14 protein-coding genes are annotated in these 14754 nt (G+C 61.1%); 8 read left to right on the top strand and 6 right to left on the bottom strand.

Annotated features, from left to right (window positions below; genetic code table 11):
- Window positions 1–181: 181 nt before the first annotated feature.
- The 4 genes from M0D66_RS30190 to M0D66_RS30175 all read right to left on the bottom strand — a co-directional run bounded on the left by M0D66_RS30190 (window position 182) and on the right by M0D66_RS30175 (window position 3343).
- Entirely contained in the window at window positions 182–892 is a 711-nt protein-coding gene (locus tag M0D66_RS30190; protein ID WP_211707476.1) for a hypothetical protein, read from the bottom strand.
- A gap of 173 nt (window positions 893–1065) precedes the next feature.
- Complete coding sequence (locus M0D66_RS30185) at window positions 1066–2094, bottom strand: alpha/beta hydrolase (RefSeq protein WP_211707475.1); 1029 nt, start codon at window positions 2092–2094, stop codon at window positions 1066–1068.
- A gap of 37 nt (window positions 2095–2131) precedes the next feature.
- Window positions 2132–2557, bottom strand: coding sequence for an organic hydroperoxide resistance protein (locus M0D66_RS30180; RefSeq protein ID WP_200653811.1), 426 nt, complete (start codon window positions 2555–2557; stop codon window positions 2132–2134).
- Between the two features lie 219 nt (window positions 2558–2776).
- Complete coding sequence (locus M0D66_RS30175; RefSeq protein WP_054040330.1) at window positions 2777–3343, bottom strand: TetR/AcrR family transcriptional regulator; 567 nt, start codon at window positions 3341–3343, stop codon at window positions 2777–2779.
- 245 nt (window positions 3344–3588) lie between these two features.
- Here M0D66_RS30175 and M0D66_RS30170 point away from each other — a divergent pair, with 245 nt between their 5' ends.
- The 6 genes from M0D66_RS30170 (at window position 3589) to M0D66_RS30145 (ending at window position 10313) form a co-directional block, all read left to right on the top strand.
- A complete protein-coding gene (locus tag M0D66_RS30170) occupies window positions 3589–4497 on the top strand; it encodes a LysR family transcriptional regulator (protein ID WP_200619310.1) in 909 nt (302 codons plus the stop codon).
- A 139-nt stretch (window positions 4498–4636) separates the two neighbouring features.
- Complete coding sequence (locus tag M0D66_RS30165) at window positions 4637–5071, top strand: MarR family winged helix-turn-helix transcriptional regulator (RefSeq protein ID WP_093634897.1); 435 nt, start codon at window positions 4637–4639, stop codon at window positions 5069–5071.
- A 129-nt stretch (window positions 5072–5200) separates the two neighbouring features.
- On the top strand, window positions 5201–6709 hold the full coding sequence (locus M0D66_RS30160) for an efflux transporter outer membrane subunit (RefSeq protein ID WP_211707474.1): 1509 nt from the start codon (window positions 5201–5203) through the stop codon (window positions 6707–6709).
- A 65-nt stretch (window positions 6710–6774) separates the two neighbouring features.
- Window positions 6775–7935: an HlyD family efflux transporter periplasmic adaptor subunit gene (locus M0D66_RS30155; RefSeq protein ID WP_200619261.1), complete on the top strand. Its 1161-nt coding sequence runs from the start codon at window positions 6775–6777 to the stop codon at window positions 7933–7935.
- Between the two features lie 73 nt (window positions 7936–8008).
- On the top strand, window positions 8009–9565 hold the full coding sequence (locus M0D66_RS30150; RefSeq protein ID WP_093634900.1) for a DHA2 family efflux MFS transporter permease subunit: 1557 nt from the start codon (window positions 8009–8011) through the stop codon (window positions 9563–9565).
- A gap of 124 nt (window positions 9566–9689) precedes the next feature.
- Complete coding sequence (locus M0D66_RS30145; RefSeq protein WP_054040326.1) at window positions 9690–10313, top strand: LysE family translocator; 624 nt, start codon at window positions 9690–9692, stop codon at window positions 10311–10313.
- A gap of 12 nt (window positions 10314–10325) precedes the next feature.
- Here the strand turns inward: M0D66_RS30145 and M0D66_RS30140 are convergent, their stop codons facing one another.
- Window positions 10326–11741: a PLP-dependent aminotransferase family protein gene (locus M0D66_RS30140; protein WP_211707473.1), complete on the bottom strand. Its 1416-nt coding sequence runs from the start codon at window positions 11739–11741 to the stop codon at window positions 10326–10328.
- A 224-nt stretch (window positions 11742–11965) separates the two neighbouring features.
- Between M0D66_RS30140 and M0D66_RS30135 the strand changes: the two genes are divergently transcribed.
- Window positions 11966–13294 (top strand): aspartate aminotransferase family protein, encoded by a 1329-nt coding sequence (locus M0D66_RS30135; RefSeq protein ID WP_200619260.1) that lies wholly within the window; start codon window positions 11966–11968, stop codon window positions 13292–13294.
- 77 nt (window positions 13295–13371) lie between these two features.
- Here the strand turns inward: M0D66_RS30135 and M0D66_RS30130 are convergent, their stop codons facing one another.
- On the bottom strand, window positions 13372–13896 hold the full coding sequence (locus M0D66_RS30130) for a DUF6496 domain-containing protein (protein ID WP_200653814.1): 525 nt from the start codon (window positions 13894–13896) through the stop codon (window positions 13372–13374).
- Between the two features lie 177 nt (window positions 13897–14073).
- Between M0D66_RS30130 and M0D66_RS30125 the strand changes: the two genes are divergently transcribed.
- On the top strand, window positions 14074–14325 hold the full coding sequence (locus tag M0D66_RS30125) for a hypothetical protein (RefSeq protein WP_093634903.1): 252 nt from the start codon (window positions 14074–14076) through the stop codon (window positions 14323–14325).
- Window positions 14326–14754 lie beyond the last annotated feature (429 nt).

Genomic DNA, 14754 nt, shown 5'->3' with positions numbered 1-14754 from the left:
GGATTCGGTGGCAAGCTGCTGGCGATTCGACGTAATTTGTCCGTCACCTACCAACAATTTGGCGATGGCATGATGATGCTTCGTACCCGCCCCTGCGGCTCGAGAACTTGCAGCCGGATGTGCTGCAGTCCGACACCGCCCGGGCGGGCACGCTTTCTTCTAAACCCTGCATCGGCAGGGTTTAACCCTTCGCGGGACGCCCCGTCTTCACCGTCTCGAGCGACGACACCGCGGCAAGCAGGCGCTGCGGCGAAGCCGACTCCAGCATCATCAGGCCTGCTCGCAACAACTCGCTCTTCTTCACCGGCACGCCAGCGTCGAGACACTTCTGCTTGAGCGACGCGATCATGTCGTAGTCCGATTTCGGCATCGTGAAGCTGTCGCGCACGACTTTTTCTTTCTTCGGCTGCTTGGCTTTCTTGGCTTCCGGAGCGCTGGCAGGCGCGGCTTCCGCAGTTGCGGAGCGCTTCGGCTTGGCTGCTTTCCTGGTGGTTTGCGCCGCTTCCGCAGTTGCCGCGGGCTTGGTTTTAGCTGCTTTCTCGACGACAGGCTTTGCTTCCGCCGCTGCCGAGGACTTCGCTTTAGCCGCCTTCTTGACGACAGGGGCCGCTTCCGCAGTTGCCGAGCGCTTTGCTTTGGCCGGCTTCTTGACAGCGGGCTTCGCTTCCGCAGTCGCCGCGCGTTTCACCTTTTTGACTGCTTTCTTGACGACAGGCGTTGCTTCCGCGGCGGCCGCGCGCTTCGCTTTGGGCGCCTTTTCGACGGCAGGCGCCGCTTGCGCCGGCTGCTCCGCCGCGACTACCGGCTCGGCGCCATCTACTGCGTGCCTGGACGAACTCTTGGGGAAGTGGAACGCCTTCTTGGTGTGCTCTTTCGTAACGGGTGTTGTCATGTGGTCTCTCCGTGTTGATAACCGTATAAACAGTATATACCGTTTATTTTGCTATCGAACATGGAGCGCCATAGGCTGCCGGTTCGGCAATCGACTTGCATACGGTGGGAAATACCGCTGGTAACCGCGGCGCGGTGCTGTCATGCAACACGCCGCGATCAAGGCGGGACGGCTTACTTCAGACGCGCTTGCAATTCGTTGGCAAGCTGTCTCGTTGCAGCCTTGGTCGGCGCGTCGTTGGCGAGCGCGTTGAGCAAGCCAAAGTCGTGGATCGTGCCGTTGTAGCGAACCGTCGTGACTTCGTCGCCCGCTGTATCGAGCTTGCGACCATAGGCCTCGCCTTCATCGCGCAGTACGTCGAATTGCGCGACCTGGATGAGCGCCGGCGGCAGACCCTTCAACTGCTCCACTGACGCGCGCAGCGGCGACGCGTAGATCTCATTGCGCTGCTTCGGATCCTTGGTGTACGCGTCCCAGAACCACTTCATCATCGGCCGGGTCAGGAAGTGGCCTTCCGGATAGGCGTTGTACGAGCCGTCGCTGAAATTGTTGTCCGTCACGGGCCACATCAGGCCTTGAAAGCGGATTGCAGGGCCCTGCTTGTTCTTCGCCATCAGGGATACAACCGCGGCCATGTTGCCGCCGACGCTGTTGCCCACTACTGCAAGGCGGCTGCCGTCCACACCGATTTCATTGCCATGTTCCGCGACCCATTTGGTGGCCGCGTACGCCTGATTGATCGCTACCGGGTAACGCGCTTCGGGCGACGGCGTGTAATTGACAAACACCGCCACAGCCCCGGATTGCACGACGAGGTCGCGCACCAGCCTCTCGTGCGTCTGGAAGTCCCCAAGGATCCAACCGCCGCCGTGGAAGAACATGAACACCGGCAACGTGCCCGTTGCGCCTTGCGGCCGTACGATCGTGATCGGCACGCTGATGCCGTCCTGCTCGATGGTCTTGTTCGACACATCGATGCCGGAAAGATCAACTTTCACACTGTTCTGCGCACCGACCAGCACCTGACGCGCCTGCGCTGGTGTCAACGTGTTGATTGCCGGTCCTGTGCCGCTGTTCAACGCATGCAGGAACTGGCTGGTCACCAGATCGGGCGAGGCGGGTGTTGCCGGGCTTGCGGCAACGGCGAGGGTCGCGCTGATTGCAAGTACAGTGGCCAGCAGCAAAGGCTTGAGGGTCTTCATGATGTTTTCCAGGTTCGTGACGGTGAGAGGCTGAGGCTTAGACGATCGTCAGGGTGACGTCGATGTTGCCGCGGGTCGCGTTCGAGTACGGGCAAACGACGTGCGCCTTGTCGACCAGCGTTTGTGCCGCATCGCGCGGCATGCCGGGCAGCGAGATCTTCAGTTCCACTTCAATGCCAAAGCCATTCGGGATCTGGCCGATGCCGACGCTGCCATCAATCGAGACGTCCGCGGGGATGGCGATCTTGTCGCGGGCGGCGACGAATTTCATCGCGCCGAGGAAACAGGCGCTATAGCCGGCCGCGAAGAGCTGTTCCGGATTGGCGCCCTCGCCGCCCGCACCGCCCAGTTCTTTCGGCGTGGTCAGCTTGAAATCGAGGTTGCCTGCGGGCACCACGGCGCGGCCATCGCGGCCACCGGTGGCATGAGCGTGGGCACGGTAGAGGACTTTTTCGAGTGACATGGTGAGGCTCCTTACAAGAGTGAGTGACTGGACTTGCTATCTACTACTAGATAGATTCATCCGCAAAAAATTAAACAGACAAACCAGGCTTTTCCTGGCTACTTCATATTCCCCGCTTTATTCCCCATCCATCTATCTACTTGAAGATAGATAAGTGGGTCAAACAAAGAGGCGGCGTACCGCCTCATACCTGATTACCTGACTATCGCGGTGTGAGCTTCACTTCGCGATCCGCACCGTTGCCTCGACGTCTTCGAGCCGGGCCTTGGTGTGAAACAGACGGCTTGCGAGCACACTGCCCTGAAAAGCCGCGTACAACGCCCGCGCCGCGTTTTCCGGTTTGCCGTTCACCGCCAGCGTCCCTTCCTGCACGCCTTGCGCGAGAACCTTGGCGAGCCAGTTTTCGTTCGCTTTAAAAAACGCCTGCACGGCTTGGCGGATGTTGTCGGGCAGTGATTCGATGTCTGCAGCCAGCATGCCGCACAGGCAGATCTGATTGCCATCACCGAGAGTCCTGCCGAACAGCTTCGCGTACTTGCTCAGCTTTGTGTCCGCTGCCAATGAAGCGTTAATGCCATGGAGCGCGCCCAATACCTCGTTGCTGTACGCGTTCACCGCCTCCAGAACCAGATCGTCTTTCGACGGAAAGTAGTAATGGATGCTCGAGGTCTTGACGCCGACCAGACTGGACAGATCACGGTAACTGAACCCGTTGTAACCACGCAGCATGATGAGCGTGATTGCGTGGTCGAGGATCTGTTCGCGCACTGTCGTTGTCGGTTCCATGGACTGAACTTTATCTACTCGTAGATAGACTGTCAAGCGACTTCGCACTTTTTTCAGTCGATGCGACGTGGTTATCAGACATGAAGGCAGAGCCGCTGTGGCATAGACTGTTTTCTGTCGCCGGCTCAACCGTTGCCTATCCTGCGAAGCACCGTGGGAGACAGAGCCCGCCACCGGCGCCGCCGGTGGCGTCGAAAACGGCATTCCGTCCATCCTTTGTTCCAGTTGGTCGACGAGATCTCATCATGGAATATATCGAAAGCCTACGCATTTTCCGGTCGGTGGTCGAACTGAAGAGTTTCACCCGCGCGGCGGATATTCATGGGCTGGCCCGGCCGGCAGTGTCGCGGGCAATCGCGGGGCTGGAAGAGAGGATCGGATGCCGGCTGTTAAACCGGACGACCCGGCAGGTCTCACTCACCGAAGCCGCGGAACGATTCTACGAAGGCTGCGTGCGTATCCTGGACGACCTGGATGTACTCGAAGCGGACGTGGCCAACCAGACACGCGAAGCGGGTGGTGTCTTACGCCTCGTCGCTCATACGACGGCGACGGTAAGCCGGCTGGTTCCCCTGATCGCCGGATTCAAGCGGGCCCATCCGAAGGTCACGCTCGACGTGACGCTGACTGAACGGCCCGTCGACCTGGTCGGCGACGGGTTCGACCTTGGCCTCATTCTTCCGTACATGCTGACGAGCGAAACGACGGTCGTGCGTCTGCTCGAACGCATTCCGGTTGTCATCGTCGCGACGCCGCAGTATCTGCAGGCGTCGTCAACGCCGGGAGATCCGTCGGAACTGGCCAGCCACCTTTTCGTGCCGATGTCGCCGTCCATTCGTCGCCCCGCCATCGGCTTCCGGCTTGGCGAGGACGAGCTGAGCGTTCCGCTTCGTTTCGATGTTTCGTCGAACAGCCCCGCCTTCAACCTGGAAATGGTGCTGCAGGGTTTCGGAATCGGTGTCGTGCCGGCGGCCCTTGTAGAGAACGAATTGGCCTCGGGAAAGCTCGTCCAGTTGCTCACCGGTTCGCAGCTTGTCGACGACAGCGTCGAAATCCAGCTCGCTTATAGCAACCGGACCCTGCTGCCTGCCAAAGTGCGTGCGTTTATTGACTATGCGGCTGCCTTCTTCGAAACGCTGGCGACATCGCGCTAATTCAGCGCCGACGAAAACAACCGGCGAAGCGCGCCGGAAGAATAAAAGGGCGGGATGAGTCGATTGGTGCACGAAACGACAACAAACTGATAATCCGGCCAGCATCGCTTCCAGACGGGGGCCGCATTACTCTGTGCGTATGCACTCAAACGATCTTCCGGACGACGACTGCTTTGCTCTTCGTCAAGCCTCCCGACATATTTCGAAGCTTTACGAGCGTCATTTGTCTGAGGCCGGCATCACGCCCACGCAGTTCAGCGTCCTCAGAACACTGAGTCGTTGTACGAATCTGACGATGGCCGAGTTGGCCAAAGCGATGGTGATGGACAGAACGACTCTCGTTCGAGCGCTTAAACCCCTGCTCCGGCGCGGCCTCGTGCTTGCTCCTGCCGAACCGCAAAGCAATCGGCGACTGCGAGTCGTACTCACCCGAAGAGGACTGACGAAGCTCGACGAAGCGGCCGCTCATTGGGCAACAGCGCAGGCCAGCTTCGAACGTAGTTTTGGCCAGCAACAGGCAGCGCATCTGCGAAGTGAACTGTTTCGCATGACGAGCTACCTGTCCGAAAGATAACCACAACGCAACAGACTTATTCACCTCGTAGATCGATACGCAAATATTTGAACGCTATTGTGTGCATATGCACTTTAAGCAATGCAAAGCCATACAACCCAGATCAGCCAAAGGAAAACGGAAACCATCATGAACCACGACCGACCCCAGCTCCGAACGAGCGCATGGGCTGCCACGATAGCCTCGGCGGTGGCGGCGCTTGGCCTCGCCGGATGCGTCAACTACGCCGGCATCAAGAGCGACAAGCAGATTGCCCCGCCCACCCAGTATGAAACGAAGGAGAGCTTGCCTGCCGAGGGCGGACAGTGGCCTGCAATGGATTGGGCCAAGCAGTTCGGCGATGCGCAGTTGCCCAGGCTGATCGACGAGGCACTGGCCGGCAATCCAACGATCGATCAGGCACGTGCACGCATTGAGAAAGCCTCTGCCTCAGTCGGCACGGCCCATTCCGCACTCTATCCAAACGTGACGGGAAGCTATTCATGGACGCGCGAGCGCTATAGCGACAATGGGTCCGCTCCACCGCCGGTCAACGGCACCTGGCAGAGCGAGAACAACGTGCTCGCCAGTGCTTCGTTTGATCTCGACCTGTGGGGCAAGAATCGCGAACGGCTTCGTCAGTCTGTCTCGCAGGAGAAGGTCGCCGAAGCCGAAGCCGAGCAGGTGCGCATCTCTTTGGCCGCGTCGGTGGCCAGCACCTACAACCATCTTGCGCAGCTCTATGCGTTGCGTGATATCGAGGCTCGCGAAGTGAAGAATCGCGAGGATATCGGCCGAATCACGGATGGGCGCGTGGGTGCGGGGCTCGACACCAACGTTGAGCGGCAGACCGCAAACGGCGAAACCGCAACGAGCCGCTCCAGCGTCAGTGACCTCGATGGACAGATCACAACCGTCCGCTACCAATTGGGTGCCCTGCTCGGCGAAGGACCGGATGGCGGCCTCAAGATCGCCAACCCATCGCTTGGAGAGGGCGCCGGCGTCGCGCTTCCCGACAACCTGCCCGCCGACCTGATTTCGCGGCGCCCGGACATCGTTGCGGCCTATTGGCAGGTGGATGGAGCAATCCACGATGTAAAGGAAAAAAAGGCCGAGTTCTTTCCGGACGTCAATCTTTCCGCATCAGCTGCACTGGACGCGTTTGGCTGGGGGCGATTCCTGACGGCTGGAAGCGGCCAACTTCAGGCAGGACCCGCGATTCATCTTCCTATCTTCGACGCTGGTGCGCTGCGCGCCCAACTGAAGGGCCGCTACGCGGACTTCGATTACGACGTCGCGACGTACAACCAGACGTTGATCAGCGCTTTATCCGATGTTGCCACGCAGGTCACGCAGATCCACTCGGCCGACCGTCAACTGGTCGATGCGCAGCAGGCCCTGGATGCACAGACCAAAGCCTACCAACTGGCGCTCGTTCGATACAAGGCTGGCTTGAATCAGCAACTGCAGGTACTGAACGCCGACGACAACCGGCTCGCAGCCGAAACAGCTGTCGTGAACCTCGAAATGAATCGCCGCGGCATGCAAATCGGGCTGATCAAGGCACTAGGCGGCGGATTCGATGCTTCGCAGGCTGGCCTTGCCGCAAACACGGAGACACCGATTCCTGCGCCGTCCGGCAGCACGGCAACTCACTGAACGACCAGATCGGCACTCGGGCGTATCGGCCTGAGCGCGACCATCAAACTTTATTGGAGCTACCCATGAACGCACCTCAGTCATCGTCGGATAAAGAGCCGGAAAAGAAGCCCGGCAAACGCAAACTCCTGCTCTCGCTGCTTGCCGCTTCGCTCGCGATCGCAGGCGCTGCGTATGGCGCTTTCTATTTCGTCGAAGCCCGTCATCACGTGGATACGGACGACGCCTACGTCAACGGCAACGTCGTCCAAATTACGCCGCAGGTCACGGGAACCGTCATCGGGGTCAATGCGGATAACACGCAAATCGTCAGGAAGGGCGAACCGATCGTCCAGATCGATCCCGCGGACGCCAGGATTGCGTTGCAACAGGCCGAGGCGAATCTGGGCCAAACCGTTCGCAGAGTGCATGGCCTGTATGCCGACGACGACAGATACCGCGCCGATATCGCTGAACGCCAATCGGATCTTTCGAAAGCGCAGGACGATCTGAAGCGCCGGCTTGCCACTGGCATGACGGGGGCGGTGTCGGACGAGGAAATCTCACACGCACGTGACGCGGTCCGCTCGGCTCAGGCCTCGCTTGAAGCAGCCCGGCAGCAGCTTGGCGCCAATCGCGCGCTGACGGCCAACACGTCGGTCGAGAAGCATCCGGACGTACTGGCAAGCGCCGCCCACGTTCGCGACGCCTACCTGGCTTATGCGCGCACCACGTTGCCGGCCCCCGTGACCGGATATATCGCACAGCGCTCGGTTCAGGTCGGGCAGCGCGTGTCACCCGGCGCAGCGCTGATGTCGGTAGTGCCGCTGGAACAGGTCTGGGTCGATGCGAACTTCAAGGAATGGCAGCTTCGTCACATCCGGGTTGGCCAGCCTGTTGAGCTGACAGCCGATGTCTACGGCTCCTCCGTCGTTTATCACGGCAAGGTGGCGGGCTTTACGCCGGGCACCGGATCGGCACTGGCGCTGTTGCCTGCGCAGAACGCGACCGGTAACTGGATCAAGGTCGTGCAGCGGCTCCCGGTACGCATCGAGATTCCGCCTGCGGAACTGGAAAAGCATCCGCTGCGTGTGGGTCTTTCTATGAACGTGGATGTCAACGTCAAGGACCCTGCCGGCGCCCAACTCGGTACGCAGTCTACGTCCGCCTATAAGACCGACGTTTTCGCGAAGTACGGCGACGAGGCCGATGCCGCGATCGCACGAATCATCGCCGAAAACGAATGACCGCCGCTCATTGGACCGCGGCACGTGAAAGATGCCGCGCCTTTCTCGCCAGACACAGGACAGCCGTATCACCATGACCACCAACCATCCCAATCACCCGCCGCTGACCGGGGCGACACTCGCTCTGGGTTCCCTGAGCGTTGGTCTCGCGGGCTTCATGACCGTGCTCGATTCGTCGATCGCCAACGTCGCCATTCCAACCATTTCCGGCAACCTCGGCGTATCAGTCGACGAAGGCACGTGGGTCATCACCGTCTTTGCCGCTGCGAATGCAATCGCGATTCCCTTGACTGGCTGGCTGACGCAGAGGCTGGGGCAGGTCCGGCTGTTCGTCGGCTCGATACTGCTGTTCGTGTTCGCATCCTGGCTGTGTGGCATCGCGCCAACCTTGCCGATCCTGCTTCTTGCGCGTGTGTTGCAGGGCGCCGTGGCCGGACCGCTGATTCCAATGTCCCAGGCACTGCTGCTCAGTTCGTGGCCGAAAGCGAAATCTTCACTGGCACTTTCGCTATTCTCAATGATTGTGGTGACCGGGCCGATTGTGGGTCCGGCACTTGGCGGGTGGGTCACGGACAGCTACAGCTGGTCATGGATCTTCTATATCAACATCCCGGTCGGCCTATTCGCTGCCGCGATGGTCTGGCTTCTCTATCGCAAGCGCGATACGCCGGCCAGAAAGCTGCCGATCGACGTTGTCGGGCTGGTGCTGCTGATCGTCTGGGTCGCGTCGCTTCAGGTGATGCTGGACAAGGGCAAAGATCTCGACTGGTTCTCTTCGAACACAATCATCGTTCTGACTATCGTTGCCGCGGTGGGCCTTGCGCTTTTCATTGTCTGGGAGCTAACAGAGAAAAACCCTATCGTCGACCTTACCCTCTTCAAGCAGCGCAACTTTCTTGGAGGCACGGTTTCGATTGCTGTCGCGTATGGCATCTTCTTCGGCACGCTGGTGTTGCTTCCGCAGTGGATGCAGGAGTACCTGGGTTACCGGGCAGTCGATGCGGGACTCGCAACGGCGCCGCTGGGCATTTTCGCGGTGATCGGTGCACCGATCATGGGTAAGATCCTGCCGCGCTCCGATGCGCGCATCATCGGCACATTCGCGTTCATTGGCTTCGCGATCGTCTACTACATGCGCTCGTATTTCTATACGGATCTCAGCGAGGGGTACATCATTCTGCCGACCCTCCTGCAGGGTATTCCGATGGCACTGTTCTTCGCGCCGCTGACCGTGATCATCCTGTCAGGGCAACCGCCCGAAAAAGTGCCAGCCGCTGCCGGCCTGTCCACCTTCGGACGCATGTTCTTTGGCGGCATCGGCACATCGATCGCGGGCGTCGTGTGGAACAACCGGACGATCATGCACCATGAAATCCTGACGCAGCAGTCGAGTCCGACCAACCCGATATTCAATGCGCAAATGAACACCTACCACTCAGCGCTTGGCCTGAGCCAGCAAGCGTCGTATGCGCTGTTCGACCATACGGTGCAGTCGCAGGCGGCCATGTTAGGGCTGAATGACGTGTTCTACGGAGCCGCGCTCATCATGATCATCATTATTCCGCTCATCTGGATCACGAAGCCAGGCAAGGCGGGCGGTTCGAGCGACGCGGCCGCGGCTGCGCATTGAAAGACGGCTGGGTACCGTCGTCCGTACCGGGCACCATCCCACAAACCGTATAGGTACTGTACCGGCGTGGTTCGCTAGAATGCTCCGAGGGTCTTGTCGACCAACCTCGGAGCCACCCATGTCCATGTCCTACCTCAGTCTCAGCGCGCTCCCCGCCGGCATTCTGTTCGCGCTCGTCACCACGATCACGCCTGGTCCGAACAACACGATGTTGCTCGCCTCGGGCGTCAACTTCGGCTTTCGCCGCACGCTGCCGCATCTTTCGGGAATCAGCGCCGGGGTCGTGCTGCTGATGCTGTCGGTTGGGATTGGTCTGGGCGAAGCCTTCGTACACTTCCCCGTGCTGTACACGGTGCTCGAAGTCGCGAGCGTCGCGTACCTGTTGTATCTCGCGTGGAAAATCGGCACGTCGGGTGAATTGAAGGTCAAGAAAGGCGAGCGCCGGCCCATGAAGTTTCATGAAGCCATTGCCTTCCAGTGGGTCAACCCGAAAGCGTGGATGATGGTGCTGACCGCCGCCACCACGATCCACCTTAGCGAGAGCGCCAGCGTGAATGCCATCGCGATGGCGGTGATCTTCTACGTGATCGGCTTTCCGTGCATCTGCCTGTGGGCGGGTTTCGGCACCGCGATGCGCAAAGTGCTGTCGGACCCGAAGCGGCTGCGCATCTTCAATGTGGCGATGGCGCTGCTGCTGGTGCTCTCGCTGTATCCGATCGCGCTCAAGCTGCTAGGCCAGTCCGTTTAAGATCGAGCCCGGCTAGATCGCACCCTGCCCGACTCGCTCGATGAAGCGCCACAACGCGTCGTCGGTCGAGTGCGGCGCGTTGAAGCGGAACCACGCGCTCGGGGCGTCGTCGGGACGGAAATAGGAGCCAGGCGCGAGCCAGATGCCATGCTGGAGCGCGGCGGTCGCCACCTCGCCCGCACGCTCCGCTTCGATCGGCAGGCGAGCCCACAGGAACAGACCGGCTCGCGGCCGGTGAAACAGTTCCAGGCCGAGCGAATCGAGCCTCTCTTCGACGGTCGCATGCGCGAGCTTGAGCCGCTCGTTCACGGCTTCCACGTGACGCGCATAGCGCCCTTCGAGCAACACCTTGTCGACGATCCGCTCGATCGCTTCCGACGAAGTCAGTCCCACCGCCATCTTCGTGCGCGCCAGTTCGCGCAGGACTGCCCGCTCGGCGACCACGTAGCCGCAACGCAACCCCGGCGTCACCGTTTTCGAAAAACCGCCCACGTAGAGCACGCGCTGCAAGCCTTCCATGGCGGCAAACAAAGGCGCGCCCGACGGCGCCAGTTCGCGGCTGACGTCGTCTTCGATCACCCACATGCGTTGACGCTCGGCGATCTGCAACAGACGGAACGCCGCCGACATGCCGAAGGTCGCGCCGGTCGGATTCTGCAGCGTGGTGTTGACGAAAATCGCTTTCGGCTTGTGCTGCGCGACCAGCGCTTCGAGCACGTCCGTATCGACGCCGGCCGGGGTGCGCGGCACGCCATGCACCACCAGCCCCGCCAGCTTGAGAATCTGCAGCAGATTGCAGTAACCGGGATCTTCGACGATCACGGCGTCGCCCGCGCGCAGCAACGTGCGGACGATCAGATCCAGCCCTTGCGTCGCGCCCTGCGTGAGCAGTACGTTGGAGACATCCACAGGCAAACCGCGCCGGTCAAGTTGCTCGGCGATCCGTTCGCGCAGCGGCGCGAAGCCGTATGGATGCCCGTAGTCGCCGAGTCGCGCCGCCGGCACGCGGCTCATTGCACGCAGCGCGTGCTGCAAACCCGTCTCGTTGATCCACTCGTTCGGCAGCCAGCCGCCGCCTGCCTTGATCGGCACCGAGTGATCGGCGAACACGTCCGACAGCAGCCAGGTCGCGGTCAGGCTCGGCGGCTGCCAGTCGGTCGGGGCCGCCCGCGCGGACTGCGCGCGCGCCGCCACTCGATAACCGGAACCGCGCCGCGCTACCACGAGCCCCATCGAAACGAGACGGTTGTAGGCCTCGGTCACCGTGAAAGTACTCAGTTCGTGGCTTTGCGCCAACTGCCGCACTGAGGGCAGCAGCGCGCCGGCACGCAGCGACTGCGCCTCGATGGCGCGCGCGAAGCCCTGCACGACCTGCTCGACGAGCGTGGGAGCGGCGCGTCGGTCGCGCTCAAGTTGTAGTTCGATCATGGTTCGGACTGAAAGGCCGGTCGCGACGGCCGGCTGCGTTGCCAGAAAGATGGCCCGGAAGGCGCCAGACTTAGCGTGGAATTTAAGCGTCGAATTGCATCATCGCGCGATCGACACAGTTAGCGCAAATCCACCAACACAGTTAGCACCACACTGCGTCAACTGTTTATGCCGCCATTAAACCGCGGACGCTACAGTTTCGCTATCACTTCGAGGAGAAAATCATGACTTCGCGCCCCGTCATCGACGACCTGTCGTCTTTCTGGATGCCCTTCACCGCCAACCGCCAGTTCAAGGCTGCGCCGCGCCTGCTGGAATCGGCCAAGGGTATGTACTACCGCACAACGGACGGGCGTGAAGTGCTCGACGGCTGCGCGGGTCTCTGGTGCGTGAACGCCGGCCACGGCCGCGACGAAATCGTCGCCGCGATCACCGAGCAACTATCCACGCTCGATTTCGCGCCGACCTTCCAGATGGGCCACCCGTTGGCGTTCGAAGCGGCCACCAAAGTCGCCGAACTGATGCCGAACGGCCTCGACCGCATCTTCTTCACGAACTCCGGTTCGGAATCGGTCGACACCGCCCTGAAAATCGCGCTGGCGTATCACCGTTCGCGCGGCGAAGGCCAGCGCACGCGTCTGATCGGCCGCGAGCGCGGCTATCACGGCGTGGGCTTCGGCGGTATTTCGGTCGGCGGCATCGCGCCCAACCGCAAGACGTTCTCCGGCGCGCTGCTGCCGGCGATCGATCATATGCCGCACACGCATAACCTCGAACACAACGCGTTTTCGAAGGGCCAGCCCGCCTGGGGCGCGCATCTCGCCGACGAACTCGAGCGCATCGTCACGTTGCACGACGCATCGACGATCGCCGCCGTGATCGTCGAACCGGTGGCCGGCTCGACGGGTGTGCTGATTCCGCCGCAAGGCTACCTGCAGAAGCTGCGCGAAATTTGCACGAAGCACGGCATCCTGCTGATTTTCGACGAAGTGATTACCGCATTCGGCCGCGTCGGCAAAGCAACGGCAAGCGAATACTTCGGCGTGACGCCGGACCTGATCACGATGGCCAAGGCAATCAACAACGCTGCGATCCCGATGGGCGCAGTGGCTGCGAGCCGCACGATCCACGACACGATCGTCAACGCCGGCGCACAGGGCGCGATCGAACTGTTCCACGGCTACACGTATTCGGCCCACCCGGCTGCGGCCGCGGCCGCCGTCGCGACGCTCGACCTGTATCGCCGCGAAGGCCTGTTCGAGCGCGCGGCAACGATGGCGCCGAAGTTCGAAGCCGCCGCTCACTCGCTGCGCGGCGCGAAGCATGTGAAGGACGTTCGCAACCTCGGCTTGATCGCGGGCGTCGAACTCGAGCCGCGCGACGGTGCGCCGGGCGCGCGTGCTTACGAAGCGTTCGTGAAGTGCTTCGAGGCGGGTGTGCTGGTGCGCTTTACCGGCGACATCCTCGCGTTTTCGCCGCCGCTCATCATCGATGAAGAGCAGATCGCGCACATCTTCAAGACGGTGGGCGACGTGCTGGCGACGGTGCAGTAAGACTGAGAGATGTGGCGCGCGTGGGTGGCGCGCGCCGCGTTTTGGTTGCCCGTATCACACCCTCTCAAGCGATAGCGTCAGCGATGCGCGCGCGAAACTCTCGTGTGTGCGGCCTTTTTAGCTGCGGCCGAGCGCCCTGAAGCACCCTTGGTCGCTGCGGCCTTCTTCGCAGCGGCAGAACGACTGGCCGCCGGCCGTTTGGCCGCTGCCGATTTCGTCTGTTTCGACAAAGCCTTGTGCGATGCCCCCTCGGTGCTTTCGCGCTTCAATGCATTGGTCGCGGCACGTGAACGCCTGGCTGTCGATTCGCTGCTCGCGCTCTTCTTCGCCGTGCTCTTGTGCTGGCCCGCGGCGTTGTCCTTCTGCGCTTTCTTGCGGGTCGCCTCACTCGCGGCGCCCTTTTTTGGCGACTTCACGGCGACGCCTGCACGCCTCGCTTCGGACAGGCCGATTGCAATCGCCTGCTTGGCCGACCTGACACCGTGCTTGCCGGCGCGCACCTTATCGATCTGTTCCTTGACGAATTCCCCTGCCTGGGTGCTCGATGCCTTGCCGGCACGCTTGTCGGCTTGGGCACGCTTGATGGTTTTCTGTTCGGGCATGACGGTCCTCCGGTTGGCTGTTGGCTTTGGACATGCAGCAACGCGTGTGCCGGGGGGCGTTTGCTGCGGCGCAGCGAAACTTCAGGAAATTGGGCGACAAGGCTCGCGCCTGGCAACTGGACGGCGTATGGTGAGAGCAAGGGTTGGCGCCTTGGTCCGGCCCGACGGGAGACGTCCATGAAGATACCTACCGTTCGCGCAGGCGCGCATATCGAAGGCGTGCATTGGGTTGCCGAGTACGCTGAAGACGTTCACGAGATTCGTGTGTTCCGCGAAGGCCAGGAAGTGGATGTGCATAATGCGCCATCCTCGTTGTTCGGCGATGAGGAAAATGCGGGGTCTAAGAGCACCGCTGATCATCGAGGGATGGAAGCCGCTGTGCTGGCTTATTTGCGGCGGTTTGTGATTGAGCATGATGCGGAGGAGTAGGTTTTTTTGCCTGCGCGGCGCTTGTTTGGCCGTGTTCCTGGGGCTTTGGCCTTTCCTTGAATTGTTAGTGGTCTATTAGCGTTGCCCCTGTGCGGGGCGGCACTTACTTTCTTTGCCGCCGCAAAGAAAGATAAGCAAAGAAAGCGGCTAGAAGCCCCTGCTAAGTGGGCACCGTGGTTTGCTACGGGTAGTGGTGCATCTGGAATCTGTGTTCGTGCCCGTGCATACGCCAGTGACAAGGGCGTCATACTTCCGGCGGCGCTGCGCGCGCCGAAGAGTACTTCTTAAAACCGATCGCTGCGTTTTGGCGCTCATGCCTTGCCAACGAGCCGCGGCTCGTTATTGCACAGCCACTGTGATTGCAACCGCAACTGTGGGTGTGGCTGTGGGTGTGGCTGTGGGTGTGGCTGTGGGTGTGGGTGTGGGTGT

Origin of the sequence: Paraburkholderia sp. SECH2 (genome assembly GCF_030464795.1) — a bacterium.
Taxonomy (GTDB): domain Bacteria; phylum Pseudomonadota; class Gammaproteobacteria; order Burkholderiales; family Burkholderiaceae; genus Paraburkholderia; species Paraburkholderia aspalathi.
This window is presented reverse-complemented; position numbering and strand designations above follow the sequence as displayed.